Origin of the sequence: Mycoplasma paraquilae, from assembly GCF_048284415.1 — a bacterium.
GTDB lineage: Bacteria > Bacillota_I > Bacilli_A > Mycoplasmatales > Metamycoplasmataceae > Mycoplasmopsis.
The window spans coordinates 1-22,752 of sequence record NZ_JBLVZU010000006.1; the positions used below are offsets into that span (position 1 = coordinate 1).

General features: G+C 27.6%; 20 protein-coding genes. 14 read left to right on the plus strand and 6 right to left on the minus strand.

The genetic code is table 4. The features are described 5' to 3' along the window. Both ACNQ12_RS03065 and ACNQ12_RS03070 read right to left on the minus strand, forming a co-directional pair. The coding region (locus ACNQ12_RS03065) for a leucine-rich repeat domain-containing protein (protein ID WP_418042152.1) at window positions 1-2,987 on the minus strand (2,987 nt) is incomplete at its 3' end. A gap of 348 nt (window positions 2,988-3,335) precedes the next feature. Then, entirely contained in the window at window positions 3,336-4,871 is a 1,536-nt protein-coding gene (locus ACNQ12_RS03070; protein ID WP_418037241.1) for a leucine-rich repeat domain-containing protein, read from the minus strand. A gap of 395 nt (window positions 4,872-5,266) precedes the next feature. Between ACNQ12_RS03070 and ACNQ12_RS03075 the strand changes: the two genes are divergently transcribed. The 10 genes from ACNQ12_RS03075 (at window position 5,267) to ACNQ12_RS03120 (ending at window position 12,665) form a co-directional block, all read left to right on the plus strand. Continuing rightward, window positions 5,267-5,761, plus strand: coding sequence for a large conductance mechanosensitive channel protein MscL (locus tag ACNQ12_RS03075; RefSeq protein WP_416754985.1), 495 nt, complete (start codon window positions 5,267-5,269; stop codon window positions 5,759-5,761). A 182-nt stretch (window positions 5,762-5,943) separates the two neighbouring features. Further along, entirely contained in the window at window positions 5,944-6,375 is a 432-nt protein-coding gene (locus tag ACNQ12_RS03080) for a hypothetical protein (protein ID WP_418037243.1), read from the plus strand. Further along, the gene (locus ACNQ12_RS03085; protein WP_418037245.1) at window positions 6,375-6,923 is read left to right on the plus strand and encodes a hypothetical protein; all 549 of its coding nucleotides are present in this window, start codon (window positions 6,375-6,377) and stop codon (window positions 6,921-6,923) included. Before ACNQ12_RS03080 ends, ACNQ12_RS03085 begins: the two co-directional genes overlap by 1 nt. A gap of 148 nt (window positions 6,924-7,071) precedes the next feature. Then, window positions 7,072-7,548, plus strand: a complete 477-nt coding sequence (locus ACNQ12_RS03090; protein WP_418019140.1) for a transcription antitermination factor NusB — start codon at window positions 7,072-7,074, stop codon at window positions 7,546-7,548. Next, entirely contained in the window at window positions 7,541-8,059 is a 519-nt protein-coding gene (locus ACNQ12_RS03095) for a hypothetical protein (RefSeq protein WP_416754978.1), read from the plus strand. Before ACNQ12_RS03090 ends, ACNQ12_RS03095 begins: the two co-directional genes overlap by 8 nt. Further along, window positions 8,059-9,213 (plus strand): aminotransferase class V-fold PLP-dependent enzyme, encoded by a 1,155-nt coding sequence (locus ACNQ12_RS03100; protein ID WP_418037247.1) that lies wholly within the window; start codon window positions 8,059-8,061, stop codon window positions 9,211-9,213. The genes ACNQ12_RS03095 and ACNQ12_RS03100 overlap by 1 nt, the downstream gene beginning before the upstream one ends. Then, window positions 9,203-9,616: an iron-sulfur cluster assembly scaffold protein gene (locus ACNQ12_RS03105; protein WP_418037249.1), complete on the plus strand. Its 414-nt coding sequence runs from the start codon at window positions 9,203-9,205 to the stop codon at window positions 9,614-9,616. The genes ACNQ12_RS03100 and ACNQ12_RS03105 overlap by 11 nt, the downstream gene beginning before the upstream one ends. Further along, the gene (locus ACNQ12_RS03110) at window positions 9,609-10,850 is read left to right on the plus strand and encodes a Y-family DNA polymerase (protein ID WP_418019143.1); all 1,242 of its coding nucleotides are present in this window, start codon (window positions 9,609-9,611) and stop codon (window positions 10,848-10,850) included. The genes ACNQ12_RS03105 and ACNQ12_RS03110 overlap by 8 nt, the downstream gene beginning before the upstream one ends. Window positions 10,851-10,855: 5 nt before the next feature. Then, window positions 10,856-11,944, plus strand: a complete 1,089-nt coding sequence (locus ACNQ12_RS03115) for a nicotinate-nucleotide adenylyltransferase (protein WP_418037251.1) — start codon at window positions 10,856-10,858, stop codon at window positions 11,942-11,944. A 1-nt stretch (window position 11,945) separates the two neighbouring features. Continuing rightward, window positions 11,946-12,665 carry a pseudouridine synthase gene (locus ACNQ12_RS03120; RefSeq protein WP_418037252.1) on the plus strand — a complete coding sequence of 240 codons (720 nt, stop codon included), beginning with the start codon at window positions 11,946-11,948 and terminating at the stop codon, window positions 12,663-12,665. A 141-nt stretch (window positions 12,666-12,806) separates the two neighbouring features. Here ACNQ12_RS03120 and ACNQ12_RS03125 read toward each other — a convergent pair whose 3' ends face one another. Continuing rightward, window positions 12,807-13,205 (minus strand): hypothetical protein, encoded by a 399-nt coding sequence (locus tag ACNQ12_RS03125; RefSeq protein ID WP_416754971.1) that lies wholly within the window; start codon window positions 13,203-13,205, stop codon window positions 12,807-12,809. 685 nt (window positions 13,206-13,890) lie between these two features. On the opposite strand from ACNQ12_RS03125, the gene ACNQ12_RS03130 reads away from it, so the two are divergent. After that, window positions 13,891-14,805, plus strand: a complete 915-nt coding sequence (locus ACNQ12_RS03130; protein WP_418037254.1) for a DUF4268 domain-containing protein — start codon at window positions 13,891-13,893, stop codon at window positions 14,803-14,805. A 211-nt stretch (window positions 14,806-15,016) separates the two neighbouring features. Here ACNQ12_RS03130 and ACNQ12_RS03135 read toward each other — a convergent pair whose 3' ends face one another. The 3 genes from ACNQ12_RS03135 to ACNQ12_RS03145 all read right to left on the minus strand — a co-directional run bounded on the left by ACNQ12_RS03135 (window position 15,017) and on the right by ACNQ12_RS03145 (window position 17,670). Then, on the minus strand, window positions 15,017-15,415 hold the full coding sequence (locus ACNQ12_RS03135; protein ID WP_418037256.1) for a hypothetical protein: 399 nt from the start codon (window positions 15,413-15,415) through the stop codon (window positions 15,017-15,019). 190 nt (window positions 15,416-15,605) lie between these two features. After that, window positions 15,606-16,067, minus strand: coding sequence for a transposase (locus ACNQ12_RS03140; protein ID WP_418037258.1), 462 nt, complete (start codon window positions 16,065-16,067; stop codon window positions 15,606-15,608). 1,345 nt (window positions 16,068-17,412) lie between these two features. Further along, entirely contained in the window at window positions 17,413-17,670 is a 258-nt protein-coding gene (locus tag ACNQ12_RS03145) for a hypothetical protein (protein ID WP_418037260.1), read from the minus strand. 522 nt (window positions 17,671-18,192) lie between these two features. On the opposite strand from ACNQ12_RS03145, the gene ACNQ12_RS03150 reads away from it, so the two are divergent. The 3 genes from ACNQ12_RS03150 (at window position 18,193) to ACNQ12_RS03160 (ending at window position 22,715) form a co-directional block, all read left to right on the plus strand. Further along, complete coding sequence (locus ACNQ12_RS03150) at window positions 18,193-18,735, plus strand: hypothetical protein (protein ID WP_418037262.1); 543 nt, start codon at window positions 18,193-18,195, stop codon at window positions 18,733-18,735. Between the two features lie 420 nt (window positions 18,736-19,155). Next, window positions 19,156-21,060 carry a DUF262 domain-containing protein gene (locus ACNQ12_RS03155; protein WP_418037264.1) on the plus strand — a complete coding sequence of 635 codons (1,905 nt, stop codon included), beginning with the start codon at window positions 19,156-19,158 and terminating at the stop codon, window positions 21,058-21,060. 2 nt (window positions 21,061-21,062) lie between these two features. Further along, window positions 21,063-22,715: a leucine-rich repeat domain-containing protein gene (locus ACNQ12_RS03160; RefSeq protein WP_418037266.1), complete on the plus strand. Its 1,653-nt coding sequence runs from the start codon at window positions 21,063-21,065 to the stop codon at window positions 22,713-22,715. The last annotated feature ends 37 nt before the right edge of the window (window positions 22,716-22,752 follow it).

Here is a 22,752-nt window from a genome sequence, read left to right on the forward strand (position 1 = left end):
CATTTAGCTAAAATACCATTGAGTACTATCTTGCCAGTTAAACTTGGTGTATTATTGAATGCTTTATTTTCAATAGTGTGAAGATTTGGCACAACAATTGAGTTAATGTTTGTAGCACCTTCAAAAGCACTTGTTCCAATACTTGTAACATTAGGGAATGAAACTGATGTTATTTGAATATTATTTTGGAAAACATTTGGCCCTATTTTCAAGATGTTTTCATCTCTAACATCACCTTCTGCATTGTCTCATTTAGCTAAAATACCATTGAGTACTATCTTGCCAGTTAAACTTGGTGTATTATCAAAAGCTTTATTTTGAATCACTAAAAGAGAAGGTAAATTAATTGAATTAAGGTTTGTTGCATTAGCAAAAGCATTTTGTCCAATATAAGTTGCATTAGGGAATGAAACTGATGTTATTTTAGTGTTGTTTTTAAATACATCGTTTGCGATGATTTTAACTTCTTTATCAAAAATTTTGCCTTCAGCATTATCTCATTTAAATAAACAACCATTGAAAAGTACTTTACCATTTAAGTTAGGTGTTCTATAAAAATTTTCTTCACTAATATACTTAACATTAGGAAGTGATATGGTTTGAAGGTTTGTGATATTTGAAAAAGAATTGCTTTCAACTATTTCGGCATTAGGCAGCGCTACTTCATTTAGTTTTTCAACACCAGTGAATGCTCCTTGACGAATATATTTTGCTTTTGGTAAGTTTATTGAATTTAAATTTTTTGCAGCTTTAAATGCAAATTCTCCAACATTTATCACATTAGGAAAATTAATTGAGGTGATTTTTTCATTATTTGAAAAAACACTATTCGCAATTCCAATTATACTATCATCTCTTAAATCACCTTCGGCATTATCTCATTTAACTAAAATACCATTTATGATGACTTTATGATCCATTTTGTCAGTTTCTGAAAATGAATAATATGAAGATGAATGTAATTTAGGCAAGTTAATTGTTTTTAAATTTGGAACATTTAAAAATGCATGATCCCCAACTTCTGTAACATTAGGGAATGAAACTGATGTTATTTTTTGATTTCCAAAGAATGTTAAAGGTGCAATTTTAGTTATTTGATCATCAAAAATTTCACCAGTGCTGTCATCTCATCTGATTAAAATCCCATTTAGTATAATTTTTCCTTTAATTTTAGGAAATACGCCTAAACGATAGTTTACAGAACCAAAAGCATTGTTGCCTACACGCTGTAAATTAGGTAATTTTATCGATCTTACATAATCAGTTTTGTTAAATGCATAAGGTATAATTTGTGTAATAGAACTATCATCAATATTTCCTATTGGATCATATCATTTAAATAAAATTCCATTTTGGACAACTTTATCATCACTAAGATATCTTGTGATTCTATTATTGAATTCTTTCTGATTATTTGACATATTTGAAAAAATTACATTTTCAATTTTTGGTAATTCTAATTTTGTAATTTTTATATTTGTTTCAACTTTTCCTGGAATCACTTTTGCATTGGGGCAACTTAAAGTCAAATTATCAGTATCAATACCTGGGATAGTTTGCAATTTATCGAGCGCATATTGAAACATATCAGAAGAAATAATCTCAGCATCTGGAATAACTAATTTTTTAGCATCAACGTTATATTTGATACTCGTATCATTTTTTCCATCATTATATGTAAAAGAGATTACATTTTTAGATTCAACGGTTGAAGATTCACTCCCTAATTTAAGTTCATCAATCAAATTAGCTAAACTATTAGTTTTAACAATTGATAATTTTAGATTTGTTTCTATTTGTTTTTCTATTGCTTGATATTTTGGTTCAAGAATTATTTTTACTGCATTGTATTCTATTTCTTCAGGTAATAATTTACGAATTTTTTCGACAACATCATTTTTAAAATCTGGCAATAAATCTTCAATTTTCTTCAAAGCAATGGTTAAATTAGTTTCATTATTAAATGAAATCCCATTGATCTTATCAGTTATTTCTTTTATTTTAGTTTGGAAAAATGCAGTCATTTCTAATATAAATGAATCTAATGTTGTAATATTTTTTGCATTTTTATCATTTTTTAAAGATTCTAAAAGTGATTTAATAATTGAAACTATTGTGTTTGAATCATTATTTAGAAGCTTAACAAATTCTTTTTTAATTTCTGACATTTTTGTAGATGATAAATATTCTTTGACTTGCTCAATGCCCTTTTTATTACTTTTCAAGCTAATTGCTTGCTGTAAAATATCAGTCAATATGCTATTTAGTTTTACTGCAAAATCCTTGTGTAATAAGCCGGTTCAAGCTAGTTTTTCATCCGAAATAACTTTATCAACTATAGTTAATAGAGCTAAATTTTCATCAGCTAGATTATTTGCAATTTGTTCCCCATATGCATTAATTGCATCAATCTGTTTATTATTTAAACGATTGTCTACATTTGATGCCACCTTTTCGTATGCTTGCATAATTGGAATTTTAATTTTTTCAGCTAAATCATTAGCTTTTTTTATTGGATTTAATGGGTCAAATCGTTTAAATCCATCAATTCTTGCCTTCTTAATTGCGAATAAATCAGCATACTTTTTAGATTGTATTTTATATCTAAATGTTATAACACCATGTTTATTATTGCGTTCTAAGTAAGATATATGATTATTATTTTCCTTTGTATAATTGTTTGTTGTTGCACCTAATTGGGTTTCAACTAACTCATCTATAAATCCCACAAGTGAAACATCAAATAACGACTTATTGTAGCCGGAAAAAATGATATCACCGGGATTCACTTCATAAGGCAAGGTATTTTGTTTAAAAATTCTGCTTTGTAGGTCTACTTTTATATTTGCTTCAGCAAGTTTCAATTCATTCTGTTCTTTTTTATAGTCTAGATGTTGTTTATTAATCACACTTGGAATAGCAACAGCAGCAGATCCGATAGCTAGCCCACCTATTGTGATTAATAAAAATTTTCCAACTTTTTGCATTGTAGTTTCTCCTAAGTAAATTTAAGTTTTTTATTAGTAATATGGTTTTTCGGTTTCAGTTGTTATACTTTATTTGAAATTAATAATTTACATTTTTCTCTCTAATTGAACAAAAAATGGTTTAACAAAAAAGAAATTTGTGAGTAGTAAAATAGATTTAGTGCTTTTTTGCAGTTTCCTTCCTTTTATATTATTTTTATTTATAACTTAATTATAATCTTTTTTATAAAAAGATATATTTTCACTCATTCTGTATGTGCAAAGTATTTTTTAAAAAAATAAAATTTTAAAAGCTATACAAGGCTAAAAAAGTCAGTGCCAATATAAGCACTGACTAATACAAAATTATTAATTTTTTGTTACGGTAGGTATTTTTTCAAGATGATCAGCTCCTGAAAATGCTGCATCACCTATTTGCTCTAGTTTAGGGAAATCAGCTGTTTTTAATTTAATAGCTCCCGAAAATGCCAATGTATCAATGAATGTGACTTTAGGAAATGAAACGGATGTCAATTCAATTGCTTCTTTAAATGCTTCATTTCCTATTCTTGTGACATTTGGTGCATCTATATTTGTTAGGCTTGAAGCTTTTTTAAATGCATAATCAGATATGTTAGTTGCTTTAGGGAATGAAACAGTTGTTAGCGCTTCAGCGTTTTCGAATAAAGCATCAGAAATATTGGTTACATTAGGGAATGAAGCAGAAGTTATTTCTTTATTATCACGGAAAATAGCACCCACTATAGCAGTGACATCATTATCAGATACTGCTCCTTTTGCATCATCTCATTTAACTAAAATCTTATTAATTATCATTTTAGTTGGTAATTTTGGTGTCATATTAAATGCAGCTTTATCAATTGACTTGACTTCAGGTAATTCAATATGTTCTAAGTTTTTATTATTGTAAAATGCAAATTCACCAATTGTTGTAACTTTAGGGAAGCTAACCATTTTTAAGCTTTCAGCATTGTAGAATGCACTATTACCAATAACCTCTAATTTCGGTGCTGAAATTAAAATTAAATTTTTAGCATTTTCGAATGCACAATAATCAATTTCAGTTACATTAGGGAATGAAACTGAAGTGATTTTATCATTGCCATAAAAGACTTTTGGGAATATTTTTTTAATACTATCATCATTAATTTCACCTGTTGCATTTGGATATTTAATTAATATTCCATTTAATACAATTTTGTCGTTAATGTCAGGGAAGATTTTTCCTTCTGGGCCTAAAAATGCTTTGCCATCAATATTTTTGACATTAGGAAAATCTACTCCAGTAATTTTTGCAGTATCCATAAAAGCATATTTTACAATTTTAGTTACATTAGGATCTGCTATATTCCCTGATGCATTATCTCACTTAATCAAAAGACCATTTATAATCACTTTATCATCACTTAAATTTTTAAAAAGTCATGGTCTTTTTGGCGCACCAAAAATTCGTTGGATATATCCGTTTACACTTTCTAGTTTTGGAGCAATAAGTTTTTTAACTTTTATTGATGTATCTCCTGGATATTCAGCTCAAATAGTTTTGGTATCAGGACATTCTAGAGTAATATCTCCAACGTTATGAATAAGTTCATCATCTAGCTTACTAATAAATTCACTTAAAATTTTATAAGTAATAGTTGGAGCATTTTTAATTGTCATTACTTTTGTTTCTTTATTAAATTCCATTTTTACATTAGGGTCTGAAGATTTTAAGTCAATTAATGCTGGAATTTCTTCTTTGTTTCTGTCGCCTGAACCATCACTTGGATTAGTTTGAATAATTTTATCATCAAGTTTATTACATGCACCTGCCACCAAAGGAGCACATACAATTGAGAGTGAAGAAAACCCTAATAAAATGAATAATTTGTTACGTTTCATATTTTCTCCTTAAATTAAACTAACCTTATTTAAAATTCTTGTTCGCATATTAATTAAATAAACAATATCATCATAATATAATTATTTCACTTTTCTACATTTTGACAATAACAAATACTCCAATAGGCTAGTGAATAAAATTTTCTTTTGTTCATTTAAAAACATTTATCATATCAAACTAAAGAAATAGTCGAAAAATATAATAATGATTAAATATATTTAATGAAATTTATAATGTTATATATTAATTTCCTAATTAAAAAATAAGAAAATAACATTTTTTTAGTCCAAAAAACAACTTTTTAGTTTTAAATATTATGCTAAAATATCAAAGTCTATTCAAATATAATTTAAAAAGTGATAAGATAATAACAGAAACAAAAAAAGGAGTTACTATGTCATCAAAATCAACATGCAATGATTTACATAAAAAATCTTGATCAGAATCTAAAGCTCAATTGAAACGTGGAAACTTATTGATGTTAGCAATTGGTTTCTTACTTGGGGGAGTTTTTACAGCATTAGTATCATCATTTGCAAATGATATTATTATGTCTGCAATTACAAGAGCATTTGGAAAATCAACAACAGATTGAGTTTTATGAGAATTAAAAGATAAGGATGGAGTAATTACAGGTGGAATTTATATCGGTAAATTCTTAGCTGCATTAATCCAATTTATTATTGTATCTGCAGTAGTATTCGGAATCTTATACTTCTACTTCCTAATCAGAAATTACAGAGCTTACCGTAAAGAGCTTAAAAACCCAGTTGTTGAAGCACCAGCAGAACCTGCTCCAGCTCCTACGACAGAAGAATTAATCTTAGCTGAATTAAAGAAATTAAACTCAAACGTTGATGAATCTAAATCACTATTCAATGTAAAATAACATATAGTATTTCCACTATCTGCTCTAGCAGGTGGTGTTTTTATATCTAATACACCACATAATAAAATTAATTTATAATGTTTAATATAAGTTATAATATTTAATATATAAGATAAAAGCAAACATAATATATTTTCTATAGTAAAGCAAGCTAGAAATAAGGGTATATGGTAGAGGAAAAAATGGAAGAAATTCAAAATCAAGAAGCTAATGCAAAAGCGAAAATATCGCTCGATAAAGCAATGAGTAAATATTGAAAAATAATTTTGATTAGAGCACTACTTATTTTGCCAGTGCTTATGGCAGTATTTGCTATTATTTCTCTTGTTAAATGGAGTACAGTTGCAGGATGAATATTGTTAACACTTTGCATTGTTACATTAATTTGCTATTGAGTTTATTCTACATTTAGAATAAACCCTGGAATTAAAAAAATGGAGAAGGAGTTAGAAAATTATAAGCCTTATTTTAAAGAATATTACTTTAAACTATCGTTTTTTAACAAATTCATTTTTAAATATTTTTTCATTATCGAACTTTATGATCAAGAGCAAGTTAATATATTATTAAACGATGGTAAAACAGAACAAGATACCAATAGCAAGGAGAATTAATGAAGAAAACTATGAATGAATTAAATGCATTAGATAAAGAAAAATATTTAACAGCTGAAAAAAGTCTACTTCAATCTTTAAAATTTTATAAAAAGAACTTATTAGTAAAATTGCTTTTGTTTATTCCTTTCGCCATTGTTATATCAGCTATCTTTCTAGGCGTATTTTTATCTCAAATGTGGTATATTGCTTTAATATTGTTTGTAGCAATTATTGTAATTTGCCATATTTGTTACATTATGTTGGTAATTAATCCGTCAATTCGTGAATCAGCAAAGTTTTTAGCTCAATATAAGTCACAAATGGCTGCGTTTTATAAAAGCACAAAATTAAATTGATTTAATAGATTTATTTTTAAACAATTTTTCTTAGTAGATATGTATGGTGTACATGAGGCTATATCTATTATGAAATTTCCAGAAAAATATGAAAGAGTACAAGCAAATTTAGAAGATAAAACTGGTCTTAATATGACTAATGAGGATCAAAATTCAGAACCTGGAATTTTTGAGACAATAATGCGTGCTAGTAGTCAAGATAATGAATAATTTTTATCATTATGTTAAATATCCAAGTGAGGATATTTTTTATTATTTTTTATCTATAACTCTATTATTAAGCATTAGATTTTCATACTCTTTAAGCTGAAAAAATTCTAAATTATAATATAATTTAGAAACTAAATAAGGAGCGCATATGCAACAACAAAAAAAATCAAGAAGAGAAATGAGAAAAACAGTTATTGCTGTTTTATACAAATATGAATTATTAGAAGAGTCAATTAAAGTGGAAGAAGCCTTTGAAGAGTTTTTTCTAGATCGTGAAGAGTTACTAAGATTAGAACTAATAGCAAGAAACTATGCATTTTTACGCAAATCTTTAAATGCATTATTAAATAAAAACTGAAAATGAGAAAGAATTTCTCCTTTAATTCGAGCTATTATTTTAAATGGTGCTTTCGAACTATATAACACGAATCCAAAAATTGTTATTAATGAAGCAATCGAAATAACTAAAATTTATTTCCCCAAAGATCTCCCTGATCAACCAGCCACATTACAAGGTAAGCAATACAAATTTGTTAATGCTATCTTAGAAAATTATTTAAAACTAATTCAAACCTTTGAACTAGCTGAAAAATTAGAAAAACAAACAAGTCGAGACAATGAGTAAGATAAACAATCGCAGATTGTGATCTAAGATGGTTTTATCATTTGCTTACAAATCACATTATCATGGAATTTTAAATAAAATCAACTCTACATATAAAAAATTTCATGAGATGCATTTATTGTCTCATGAACAATTGGAAAAATTTGAAACTAAAAAATTTGCTGAACGTAGTAAGAATTTAAATGAATTTATTGATAACTTTAACCAAGAACTAGAATTTTACCCTGAAGTCACCAATGAGCAAAAAGAAATGATTTATAACTTTTATTATTATTTGTTTTATGATCTTTTTATCAAATATTATGATCGAGACGAGTTAGAAGTGAAAAACTTTCTGGGTGAAGTTTTTAAAACCATTGACCTTGATAAAGATAAGAAGGTTCGCAAGCAACAGTTTCAAATTATCGTTAATAAAGTCAAGCGTGAATATTACTATTTATTTCTTGATGAATTTCAAAAAATCCCAGGGTACAACACTGCTCTAAGAGAAATTTTAAGAAAGGTCTTATAATGAATCAAAATGATATTCGCAAGCATTTCCCTATTTTAGAAAAAATTACTTATTTTGATTCAGCTGCTTTAGTGCTTAAGCCTAAAGAAGCTAGTGATGCAATTTATGATTACTATTGCAATAAGTCAATTTCTTCCCGTACTGCTGACACTCCTTTAGGCAATGAAGTTAATTCAACTATATTACGTGTACGTAGTAAAGTTGCTAACTTATTACAAGCCAATGAAAATGAAGTAATCTTTACAAGTGGCACAACTGAAAGTATTAATCTTTTTGTTAATATGTTTCAGTCTTTACTTGTACCTGGAGATGAAATTTTACTTAGTGCATATAACCACTCATCTAATTTGATTCCTTGAATTGAAATGAGCAAAAAAGTAGGAGCTAAAATAGTTATAGCACAAGATATTTTGGCTGCCATTAATCCTAAAACTAAAATTGTGGCCTTAAGTCATGAAACCAATAATTTTAATCAACATTTTGATATAGAGACTATTGCTGCAAAAGCTCATCAATATGGGGCGTTTTTATTTGATGATGCAGCTCAAGCTATTTCACATGAGCCTGTTTCATTACAAGTAGTTGATGCAATAGCTTTTTCAACTAATAAATTTTATGGACCAACTGGTATGGGTGTATTGGCTATTAATAAAAACTTACTTACACAATTGAAGCCAGTTAAATTTGGTGGCGGATCAGTTAATGCAATTGATGCTAATGCTTGTTGAGATCCCAAAAACACTATTGCTGCATATGAGCCTGGAACTCCAGACATTGCTGGTTTCTTTATGTTTGATAAAGCATTAGATTTCTTCGATCAAGTTGGATACAAACAAACGCAAGAAATCTTATATGAGTTATCTACTTATTTACATGAAGCATTATCAAACTTACCTAATGTTACAGTATATACTAAAGCAGGAGATAATATTGCTCTAATTAATGTTAATGGAATTAATGCCCAAGATGTAGCCACTTATCTAGGAAGCAAAAATATTTATACAATTGCCGGTATCTTTTGTGCTCCTTATTTAAGAAATATTCAAGATACTTATTCATTCCTAAGAATTTCACTAGGAATTTATAACAATAAATCTGATATAGATAAACTGGTAGAAGAATTAAAGAATGGAGGTGATTTCTATGCATTTTAATCAAAATCAAGCTAGAGAAATAATCATGAACCACTACATGAATCCAACTAATAAAATAACTTTAAATGGTGATTTTATGACTTGTTATAGTAATACATGTTCAGATAAATTGGAACTACAAGTAAATTGAGAAAATGGTAAAGTGTCTCAAGCTAAATTCAATGGTCATGGGTGTGCTGTTTTTATAGCTGCTACAGATATTTTTCTTAGCCTAATTGTAGGTAAAACCAAGCAAGAAATTGCTGCTTTAGCGGATACATTTACTAAATTTGTGGCACAAGAGCCACTAGATGAAGCTAGCATCGCTTCACTTGGAGAGTTATGAGCCTTTTATAATGTTAAAACACATTTAAATCGAGTAGCATGTGCATTATTAACTCCAAATACTTTTATTAATGAATAAACCAATTTTATTTCATATTGATTTTGACTGTTATTTTGTCTCGGCTGCTCGAACAATTCAGCCAGAATTGAACAATAAGCCTGTTGCAATTTCTCGCTCCTCAGCGCATGCTATTGCTGTTTCGATTTCATATGAATTAAAAAACAAAGGGATTAAGGCTGGAATGAAAAACTTTGAGATTTTAGCCTTAGAGCCTAGCACCATTATAGTTCCTAGCAATATGGCTTTATATGAGGAACTTTCTAGCAAGATTTTTGAATATCTTGCAACTGTATATAGCGGAAATATCCAAATAGCTTCTATTGATGAATGTTATATGGATGTGACAGAACTAGTTGCTAAACTTGGAATTAAACCTGTACAACTAGCTCAAAAGGTGCAAAGAGATATTATGTCAAAGTTTAGAATACCAATTACAATTGGAATTTCACATAATAAATTTGCAGCTAAAATGACTACAAACATATCTAAACCGTTCGGAATTGGCTATACTACAGAGCAAAATTTTGCTAGCCATTTTTTTGATTTAGATATTGAAAAGTACCACGGAATAGGTAAAAAAACAGCAGCTAAATTACGTCAGGTCAATATTAATACTATTGGACAACTAGCTAGCAAAAAAGTCAGTGATTTAGAAATTAGTGCTATCTTTGGTCGCACTGGCCAAGATATCTTGCATAACTTAGATCCTTATGTTTATGAGCATATAACTTTTAAAGATGAAAAAGCCTTGGGTATAGGGAACGAAATCACTTTTGAACATTACGATATGCCTTATGAAATGAAGATGGAATATCTAGATTCATTATGTAATAAAGTTTCTTCACGTTTAATTCAAGAGAATTTAGCCGGAAATGTTATAGCATTAACTATTCGTTATAAATCTAAAAAATGAACCACTAAGCAAGTTAAAATTGCCTCTTATATTAATTCTGCAAGTGATTTATATAAAATTATTTATAACATCTTTATTAAGAATTTTTCTGAGAGTGAATTTATAGGTCTTGGAGTTAGGGTTACAAATTTAATAGATCTAAACAATATGTATCTGCCAGTGAGTTTAATCAATAACATTAAACCAAATATACAAGATAATATTATTAAAGAGGTAATTGCAGAAGTACAAGGGCTTTTTGCTAATCCAACATTAAAAGTATTGAGTGAAGAAGAAATAAAAAATAGCAATTTACATAAAGGCGCTTATCGCTTTAAGAAAATGCTATTTAGAAAGTAGGGATTATGAAAATCGGAATTTATGGAGGATCATTTGATCCTATACACAATGGGCATATCAAGACTGCTCGTTATGTAATTAATAAACTAGGGCTAGATAAATTATTAATTGTACCAGCTGCTACTTCACCTTTTAAAACTAAAGGCAAGAAAGCTAGTGGTCAAGATCGCCAAAACATGGTGCAATTAGTACTCGAAGATAAAATGGAACTTTGTGACTTTGAACTAAAACGTGGAGGAGTTTCTTACACAATTGATACAGTTCAATATTTAGCTAATAAATATAAAGATGCCCAACTTTACTTAATTATAGGAAGTGATTTAGTTCCTAATATTTCAGGTTGAAAAAATATTGAGCAAATTGCTAGCTTAGCAAAAATTACTGTAGTACGTCGTAATAGCAAAATTAATAAAGTTAATATTAAGAAATACAATGGTATTTTACTTGATAATCCTATTTTTGAGGCTTCTTCAACTGACTTTAAAAAAGGAATGTTTAACTTAGTTGATGATAAAGTAGCTCAATATATTGCTGCTCATAATCTTTATTTAGAACAACTAGTGCATAATACTCTATCAGCTAAACGAGCAAAACATTGTGTTTCTACTGCTTCCTTTGCAGCAGAATTAGCTAAAGCACATGGTCTAGATGCTAAAAAAGCTTACCTAGCTGGATTATTGCATGATATTGCTAAAGAATTTAGTGATGAGCAAGTACTTTACTTAATAAACAAATACGAGCCAGCTTTAGCTAATGGTTTATTACCTTATAAATATCATCAAACAGCTGGATATATCTGGGTTAAATATGGATATAAACTTCCGGACGAAGAAATTGCACAAGCTATTTTATGTCATACATCAATGCGTGAAGACATGACTTGACTTGACAAAGTACTGTTTATAGCAGATAAAATTTGTGAAGGAAGAAGATACCCAGGTATCCAGCAAACACGTAAATTGTGCTTTGAAAACTTAGAAGCAGGATTTGCACAAGTTGTACAAGAAACTTATCAATATAATCTTGATAAAGGAGTAGTTTTTACACCAGATCAAGCAAAACTTTATAATAAATATAGAAACGGAAACAAGTAATATGGTTAAAGAAGAAAGAATTCAAAAACTCCTTTCTCAAGCAGGAATTGCCTCAAGAAGAGAAGCAGAAAGTATGATACTAGCTGGTAGAGTAAAACTAAATGGACGTCTTGCTAAATTAGGTGATAAAGCTACTTTTGCAGATACAATTTTAGTTGATAATCAGCCAATTCAAGGGCAAGAAGAAAAGGTTTATTTTGTATTAAATAAACCACCTAAAACAGTATGTACGTTAAAAGATAATTTTAATCGTACTATTGTAACTGATTTAATTGATACCCCTTATCGTATCTTCCCAGTTGGAAGACTAGATTACGATACTACTGGAGTATTAATTCTTACAAATGATGGAGAATTAGCAAGTAAACTTACACACCCCTCTTATGGAGTAATTCGTGTATATCGTGCTAGGTTAAATGAACCATTAGACAAACGTCAAATGGCTAAATTAAACAAGCCAGTAATGATTAATGGAATTTGATCAAAACAAGATGTAATTCAAGCTGATGTCAAAAGTTACTTTGTAGTTTTAACTCAAGGAACATACCACCACGTTAAAGAACTATTTAAAACTGTTGATCGCCAAGTAATCAACCTTAAAAGAGTTGAATATGGTGGAATTACATGTAAAAACATCCCAGTTGGGATGTATCGTCCTTTAACCATTAAAGAAGTAAAAACTCTTTACAGTTTAGTTAAAAATCCTAAAAAAGAACAATAATTTCAATCCTAAGCTAGCTAATGCTGGCTTTTATTATACTTTTATGCCTTAGACAAGGTTAAATTAAATCAAAATTGATTTTTAATAAGCATTCTTTAATACAGCATTATAGTTACTTGAATAATAAAGCCAACTACCTTATTATTTAGTAGTTAGCTCTTCATTATTTTGTTCTTTTTTATCTGCTATTGCTTGTTGCAGTTTAGAATATCCATAGCTCATTCCGAAAAATAATATCATAAGAATATAGAAACCACGAGCAATGAAATTTAATGATAAGTAATATTCCGCTGCCTTATCATAATTATCGTTATACATATCTCGGAATTTATTTATGTAGAATAATGTTCCAGTTCTAATGATTGCTGGTATCAAAATTAATATAGATCCGCAAATTAAAAATACCATATATCTATCATCTTCTATTTCTAATGTGGTTGATAATATAACCAAAACTATTCCCGTAATAATGCAAGAGAGCATTAATATGAATAACATATTAAAGACAAAAAAGATTCTTTTATTTGATTTTTCAAACATATATCTCCTCATATATTAATGCTATTATTATAATTTATTTTTTAATAGTACATATTAAATAAAGTTTAAGAGCTAATTAAACTGCGGAATAAGCTCAATTTTGTCGTCCCTAGACATGTCAAATAAGCTTTATTTTGGCACTGCTACAACTTATATAATAGTGTAAAAGATATATGATATTTATTCAATAGAAATAGCATCTTTTATTCTAGAAAACAACGCTTTGAGGTTAGCAATAAATTCATGCATTGTCTTTTTTGTTTCTTCATCAAATGCAAATAATTAGCACTCTAATATCTGGTGACATTATTTAATATTTTTCCATTTGTTTTAATCTCTACTTTTTAATTTTCTTTTTTGCTCTTTTTATTAAATAATGATTTCTTATTTAAATTTTTTTAATACTGAATTGTAATAATTTTTAAAGACTTCATAAATGCCCTTTAAGAAAGGAAAGAGTTCTGATTAGTTCATAATCTGTTAATGCTTTTATTTTATGTCTGTTTTGAAATTCATATAAAATTTTATACATCAATCATTATTTTCTAAGGGAGGATAATAAAATAAATTTAATTTCACATATTTTTAATTTGTAATTTTACAATAAATCACTTTCAAAAAAACTATAATTAATATATAAAAGAATTATAAAAGTGAATTTAAAATACATAACAGGAGTAATATTATGGAACTTGGAAAAATAAACAAAATACAAGATTTAAGAAGCGTTTGAAAAAATGAACCTCGCAATTTCTCTAAATGACTTGCTGAGGATGAAAACTTAAAAATGCTTGGTGATGCCATTAATGTAGATATGACATTAGACGAATTAGAATCTAAAGTTGGGGGTTTTAGTGTAGATTTATTAGCAACGGAAAATGGTACTTCTAGAAAGATAATTATTGAGAATCAACTTGAAGACACAGACCACTTACATTTGGGTCAAATAATTACATATGCTTCTGGAAAAGATGCGAAAATAGTTATTTGGTTGGTTAAAAAAGCTAGAGAAGAACATAAAAAGGCGATTGAATGATTAAACGATCAAACCAGAGATGTTAGTTTCTTTCTTGTTGAAATAGAATTATGGCAAATTGATAATTCACCAATTGCTCCGCATTTTAATGTTGTTGAAATGCCAAATGATTGAGCTAAAACAATTGGAGGGCTATCAGATTCTGATAAGATTCGCTATGAGTTTTGACAAAGCTTTTCTAGATATGCATTTGATAATCCAGAATTTAAAAAGGAATTCTCACAACGTAAACCATACCCTCAAAATTGATATAGTTTAGGAATTAGCAATAAATCATATACTGTAAATGTAGGCGCCAATATAACTCAAAAAATAATATATGTATGTCTATATATTCCAGGTGACAAAGATTTTTTTGACAAGCTAAAAAAATCGAAAGAAGAATTTGAACAAAAATTTGGGTGCTCACTTGAATGAAAAGAAGCCTCAAAAGATTGCAGAATAGTAGCGAACAAAAAAGCTGATATAAAAACAGAAACTGATAATAATTGAAAAGCATTATTTAAATGGTTAATGGAAATGTCTTTAAAAATGAAGAAAGTGACTTTAGAGTTTGATAAATAGTTTTCTAATAGAAATTTTCAAAAGAAAATAAAAAAGTTAGTAATAAAATTGCTAGCTTTTTTAATGTTTTTCATACCCTATGTTTTTAAGTTTATATGGCGTAAAAAAGGAATCGCCCCATAATGTAGAGCTATCCGTTTTTTGCTCTTAAAATTACATAAAAAATCACTTTATTAAGTTTAAAATATAATAGTACAGTTTGATTTCTCCTTTAATCTTGTCAGAACTTCACATTTTTTTCAACAACTACACCATCCGCCTTTTCGAAATTAATCATGGCAGATTTTATTGCTGATAATATTTGCTGAGATGTTATTTTATCTAATACACCAAGTTTTTCGGCTTGGTTTTTATTTACTAATCATGTTAAATAATTAAGAATAACTAATGCAATAAAGCAAATTGTTATATGTCCCAGAACATGTTCGTCAGTTCTGGGAAACATAGGTCTAGTTTCTAATGTTGATTTTAGGCCTCTAAAGTTATTTTTAATTCTTCATTGGTTTTTATAAACATATAAAATTTCTTTAATCGATAAGTCTGATCTTTTAATTTCAAAAACTATATAATGATCGAGTTTCTTATCTCCTCTAACATTGTCCATATCCATGGCGAATTTAGATTCTTGTATTTTTTTAAGATATCATGCTTATTACAGTAGCTGTTCCATAAGTAGATTTAATTTAATTAAATCTTTCGATAAATTTGTTTCTAAGTGCTGCATCTCTTTTAGCTTTGTATTTGTTGTAAATTACTACTTGTCTAACTTTCATTGCATTATTTTCTGCATCAATATTAACTTATTCAACCTCTTTACAAAGTAAACTATCAATTTCTTTATAATCTGTTTCATTTACAACATACTCTTTGATTTTTTTGCTTACACCTTTTAGTCTAACTGGAAAAATGTAATTTAGGCCATTATTTTTTAATCATATTTTGTATTGATATTGGTTTATACCTTTGTCAGCAATAACTGTGACATTGTTTATGTTATAAATTTCTCCAAGTTCATTTATTGTGGGAATTAAAGATTTTTGATCAGCGACATTACAAGGTAAAAGTGCAAAATCAAGAGGTATTTTATTGCTATCTGTGGCCATCCCTAGCATAACTTGGCTTTCTTTAACCCCCATCTTTCGAATATCCAGCTCTTTTAAGTCTTCATTTGTATTTACAAATGTTTTAGAATATAATGTGGTGGTATCTATGAAGGCTAGACTAACATTTCTGTTTGTAAATTCTGAAATTTTATTATTCACATTTTTAACTAGTTTTTACTTATTTTCAGCTACAAAATCTAAGAAATTATAAACAGTTGCTTTTTTAACATTAATTTCATTAATAATCTTATGTTTATTGACAAAATTTTTCAACATTCTTTAGAACTCTAGTATTCTTTTTGCGATTAGAAATTTAAAAATTTTTTCTATTTGTTTCTTTTTTCTTCTTCTAAGCCTTAAAAAGTTTTAAATTCTTAATTATTTTTTAGAGTAATTCAATGCCAACATTATAAGTACTAAATTCCACCTTAATTAATTCAAAAACTTCCAGTGTTTTAGATTTAATATACTCTTTATCATCATTAACAGGCAATGTTTGAACTATTTATTTTAAAACATCTAATGCATTTTCATGTGTCTTTTCAAGTACTAATAAATTTTCGATGCTTATCAGTCTTTTATAACCTTTACCATGCCCTTCCCTGAAACTTCAAGGCTTATGTAATAATTATCTTTTTCTTATTTTTTATGACTATTCATTTTTCCGCATGCTTATTACATCATATCTTTATGTAATGATGTAATAAAAAAATAGACCTATTTATTTTATAAATAGAAAATTGATTCTTCATAAAAATATACAAAAAGGTGTATCTTCAGTTCGAAAACAAATGTTATTAAAATTTAAACATATGTTTGAATTGCTGTGAACAAAAATAACCCCTCTTTCGAATGAGTTATTTAAAAGTAGCATTATTTGAACTGTTATTCTATTTGTGATTTCAAAATGTGTATACTACTTGCTTAGTATAGTAAAGTTTTAAATATTTTCTTGTTACTTATATTGTGCTAACTCAACATTAAAATATAAAATAATGGTCACTAGATAAGGAATAAAAATAATTGGAAATAAAATGTCAACTGTTATTACAATGCCTATATATCATTGACCTCATAGAGACACTTCAAGTGGATCTTTGGGTACCATTAACCCAAAAAATACTCAGCAAATAGCAATCATTAGTAAAGACATCTCATTAGCAACAATGCAGATATTCTTTGAACTAAAATCGTATTTTATCTTTTTTATGTAAAGTAATGGTACCAAGCTATGTGGCAATTCATTTCCCTTAAGCAATAGTGAAATTGTTTGCCCTATTCATCCTGCTAAAACAAAAGTTATTGGAACAAAAAATAGTCAAGCATATAATGATAAAAAATTAATTTTGTTATTAAATACAGGAATTCATCAGGTATATCATTTGGCTGGGTATTTGTTCCTTCTAATATGCCAAAAATAATTAGCCCTACAACATTGATAAATAAAGCTAAAACCAACATTCAATTAAAGAAACGGAATCAAAAAGGTCTATATTTTAAAAGCTTATAATTTAATTTTTCCATTTTTGATTAATTCCTTAAATTCTAAAGCAGTATAAGATTTATTATCTCAATTAAATGCCTTACATTGCAAATTATTTGTTACATTACCTTGTGGAATTATGTCAAAATAGTATGATCCCACAGGGTGTAAATAGCAAGATATTAAAGTGCTTTTATCAACAATTGAGGCAACTGATTTGTCAAACACAAAAAAATATAGCTTTCTTCCGTTCAAATCTTCAATTTCTTTTGTGATCAAAATTTGTTAGTCTATTAACTCTATCAGTTTCACTTTCTTTGATAAACTCAAATTCATTAGTGTATTCATTTGTATTACTTACTTTTTGACTAAAAGATGTATCAAAAACAGAAGAAGTAAAGATACAACTACTTGCAATTATAAAAGTTTTTTATTCATTTGTTTCTCCTATCTAATATTTTGTCTATAAGTTCCTCCTATTAACCTATATACTTTAATTATAGTCTTTTTAAAAAAGAGCTAATTTGTGGAAGTTTCCATATTTTTAAGTAAAAGAAAGCTATTATGAAATTAATTTGCTTTTTTCAAAAAAATAAGCAAAATTGCATACATTTATGTTGTATTTATTTTTTCGAAAGTAAACAAGTGATTTTGAAAATCTTATAACAGCCACACATTTTTTAATTTTTAAAGTGGTAATTTAACTGTTCATTTTACGCATAAATGTAGATTTAATAGTTATTTTGTTAGAATGATATAATATTAATGTGGAATGTATACCATGTTCCTGCAAGGAGAATAATGACTAACTTTAAAAAATATATCTTTTTAACTTTTTCTATATTGCTTTGTTTTACACTTTTTAGCATTTATGGAGTACTAGTTAATGAACAAACTCGATGAGACTTTGATACAGCTCCAAAGGCTAAGGTAATTGTTGCTTATATTATTGTTTCAGGCATAATTGCTGCTTTATCAGGCTTCTTGATGTCACAATATTTATTAAGCATAAAGTCAATTAATGACTTTACAGCAAAAGAACCTAGCTCAGTTAAAAATAAGAAAACATTACAAATTACTACTCTAGCATTTGCAATTTTACTAGTATTAATTATGATTATTAGCATTTCAGTAATGAGCTGAGTAATTAGCGTTACCAGTGTGGCTGATGTACAGACTACAAGCCAAGCAAAAAATGCTCAACAACTATCTGGAATCCAAAATTTAAACAGTGAAATAATTGCATATTTCCTTATTAGTTATGCAGTTTCATTTGCAGGATCATGCATCACAACAATGCTAATAAAAGCATTCATTCATAATACGTATCTAAAACTTAGCTAAATAGAATTTATATTTGTGCTAAGTTATATATTAATTTAAAGACTTAAACCATTATGATCAATAGGCACAATTTAATCTCATATTAAAAATCACTATGTTGCTATCATTTAAAAAATATACAATGATGTTATTGAATTATTTAAGAACAGGTTGGATATATGTAATTAGATAAAAAAACTTTTAATCAACATCCATTAATTTATATTAATTAATAAGGCACAAACTTTTATACCTTAATTATTGCTATAAAAGCCAGAATTTTTAAATTTTAAGTTAGCTTGCGCTAACTTTTAATTTACATTTTTATATACCTTTTGTCTTGAATAGATGTGGAAATTTTCAAAAGTTCGTTCCATTTTCTTTTCTTTTTTTCTTTTTTCAGTAAATTAGTTATAGGAGGTATGCAAATTAGCACAAAATATGGAACAAAAATCAATTAGAGAATGAATAAAAGGAATGGATAAGTCAACAGTACTTATACCTCATATACAAAGACGTTTTGTATGGAATAAAAATGATATTGAGCTATTTATGGACTCACTTATAAATAATTACCCTTGCCCACCTGTCCTTTCATGAAATATAACAGCAAGAGAATATGCTGCCAAAGTGTCAGGAGGCCACTTAAATAAATGCGATTTATTTAAATTTAATAGTACATTTGTTGAAAATAGCCCCACAATAAAAAGTGAAAAAGCAAAACTAGCTTTTGAAGATAAGGATAGTAAATTAGACATAATTTTTGATGGACAGCAAAGATTAACGTCTTTATTAATAGCTTTTTCTGGTACATATACAAAGAAATCATTATCTGTTAATAGTAAAAATCCAGAAAACAGATACTATTTATATTTATCATTAAGTGAAAGAAATGATAAGAAAAATAAGCAATTTCTATTTATAAACTCAGACATAGATAAAAAGCAAGACTTTTTCAAAGTTTCAGACTTGCCAAATCTAATCGCTTCATGTGACAATGAAAGCGAAGAATTGGAAACACTCAATAATTATTTTATAGAAAACAATATAGACAATGATGGTAAGGCACGAATAATGAACTTATATAAACTTTTTACTTCAAAAGATATTATTCAAAAAATGAATATTGATAAAAATAAAAATTTCGATGAGGTTATAGACATATTTATTAGATTAAATAATGGTGGAACTCCACTTGATTCTTGAGAATTAATTTATTCAAGATTAATAGCTAATTGAGAAGGTGGCAAAGAAGAAATTGATAAAGTCAGTGAAAAGTTTACGGTTGAAGCTAATACTGGAAATAAATTTGATAGAGGATTTATTATCAGTAGTTCAATTTATTTAGTTGCTACTGACTCATTGATAAGACCGGATAAAATTATTGAATCAAAAGAGCAAACAATGGAAATTGTAGAAAAAATTAGGAGTAATTGAAATGACATTAAAAGAGTTTTGGATGTCACTTCTAATTTACTTTGCAAGTTTTATAAGAATATAAAAATCCCTACCTTTTATCCATTATTGCCAATAATGTATTACATCTATAAGGATAATAAAAATTATTATCATTACTTTAATGATACAGTTGAAATGAAAGACTTCAGAGAAAATGTACGAGACTTCTTGTTTATTTCTTTTGTTAAAAATGTTTTCAGTAATGGCCCCTACACAATTCTTGCACAGGCAAAAAATGAAATTGATAAGTGATTTGATAATAAGAATGATGATAAAAAATTCACAGTGTCAAAATTCTATAATAGTGAGTTTATTAAGATTAGAGGAACTGAAAGATTTTGCTTAACAGAAGAAAACATATCAAATATATTAGAAAAATTATCTAAAAACAATATGACTCTTATAGTTTTAGCAAACTTAAAGGAATATCAAAATGTTGTAAGCAAAGAAACAGTTTCCTTACATCAAGACCATATCTTTGCTCAAACCTTATTTACTAAATGAAAATTCGAAAAAAACTATAATCAAGGCTCAGAAATAATTAGTAAAACTGAAAAAGCTAGGCTGGAAGAAAAAAGACAAGAATGATCAATTCTAAAAGATAAACTCCCAAATTTACAACTTCTTACACAAAATGAAAATCAAAGCAAAAAAGATAAATCAATTGAAGAATGGCTAGCTAAAAATAATGAACATAAGGTGCAATATTCAGAAACTCATTCAGATAAAAATGGAATTACTGTGATAGATGGAATGTGAAAAGATTGAAAAATCAAAAGCTTTAATGACTTTTATGATAACAGAAAATTAAACATTATGAATGAATTAAAAGAGAGATTTTCGTTTGAAAATTCTAATTGAACCAATGCAAAAAACAAAGGAGAATAATAATGAAAGAAGCAAGCAAAGATTATGAAATTATTAATAATAAATTATATATTTATACTGAAAATATTACATTACAAGAAATACAATCATGGCAAATAAATGAGTCAGAAATTACTGAATTGCATTCTGAAACATTAAAAAGCATAGATTCATGTGCTTTCATTAAATTTGCAAATTTAAGAGTTTTGGAACTTCCGAATGTAGAAGAAATATTAGATAAAGTATTTGCGGGTGTGAAAGCATTAGATAGGATCAATATGCCTAAGCTAATGCATGTAGAAGATTATTCATTTAATTATCATTCATTACCGGCTATTACAATAATTAATGAAGTGCTATTTAAATACCAAAGCAATGAGAAGCATGTTCATTTAGATAATGTTAAATCTGTGGCAAGAAAAGCGTTCTTTAAAAATAAAAATATAATAAGTGTTTCAATCCCTGATGCTGTAGAGATACAAATGGAAGCTTTTGCAGGATGTTTAAATTTGGAATCCATAGATTTTCCAAATCTTACATTTATTGGGACAGGAGCATTTGTTGGCTGCTATAATTTGCAAAATTATAATGTGCCAAAATTAGAGCGTATAGGTTGGGAAGTATTTACTTATGATTTTCTTCCTGATGAACTAATTTTAGGTAAAGTTTTATTTAAATATCAAAAGAATGAAGCTAATTATCAAAATGATAATATTACTGTTGTTGGTGGAAATGCTTTTAGAAACAATAGATATGTAAAAAGTATTAAATTAAAAAATGCAATTTTTATTCACGAGAATGCATTCAGTGGAACTGTTAATTTAGAGACTTTGGAATTAAATTCCTATGGTAATAATTATTCTAGATTTGATCATTGTTATCTTAATTTGATTCTCGGATATAACTTTTCGCTAAAAGAAATTAAAATATCAGACAAACAAGACGCACTTAATTTTTATTTTAATTGAGAATATGTGTCAATGCCTGATCCAGCCTACATTAATTCAACATTAGTTAAATGTAATAGCCAGGATGAAATATACAAAGACAAAAAAGCTACATATGTTTCAAGGGGAGCTTTTGCAAATAATTATTATGTAAAAGAAATTCATTTAGAAAATGCTATATCTTGTGCACCTGCTGCTTTTGAATATGCTTATAATTTAGAACAAATTCATATTCCAAATTGGAATCCTGAATATTGAGAGGATAGAACATTTTACCTTTGACTTGATACAGTACTTCCTGTCAAAAAAATTGAAATACCAAATTTTTCTCATACTATATGCTTTCCAGAACCTAATGAATATTTAAAATGATACAAAGGTGACGAATTGGTAGTTGGTAATAGTCTTATTTTTTATAAAGGTAAAGAAAGAGAATATTACAATGAAAATATTCTATCCTTTTCAGGTTACTTTTTAAATGAGGCTACAAATCTTGAAAAAATACATTTGCCTAATTTAAGAGAATTAAAACTAAGTGAATATGACGATTATTCAAATATCACTAAACTGAAAGAATTTATTACAGATATTCCATCTCTTGAACAGGAAGAAGCACAATCATTAGGCAATCAATTAATGAAAATTCCTTCACTTGAAAAATTTAAAATAAATGATAAATACAGTGGTGTTAAAATAGATGACTCTTGAGTCATTAATTCGAAATATTAAAAGGAAGTCTAGGCGATATTTATTTAAGTAAATATCG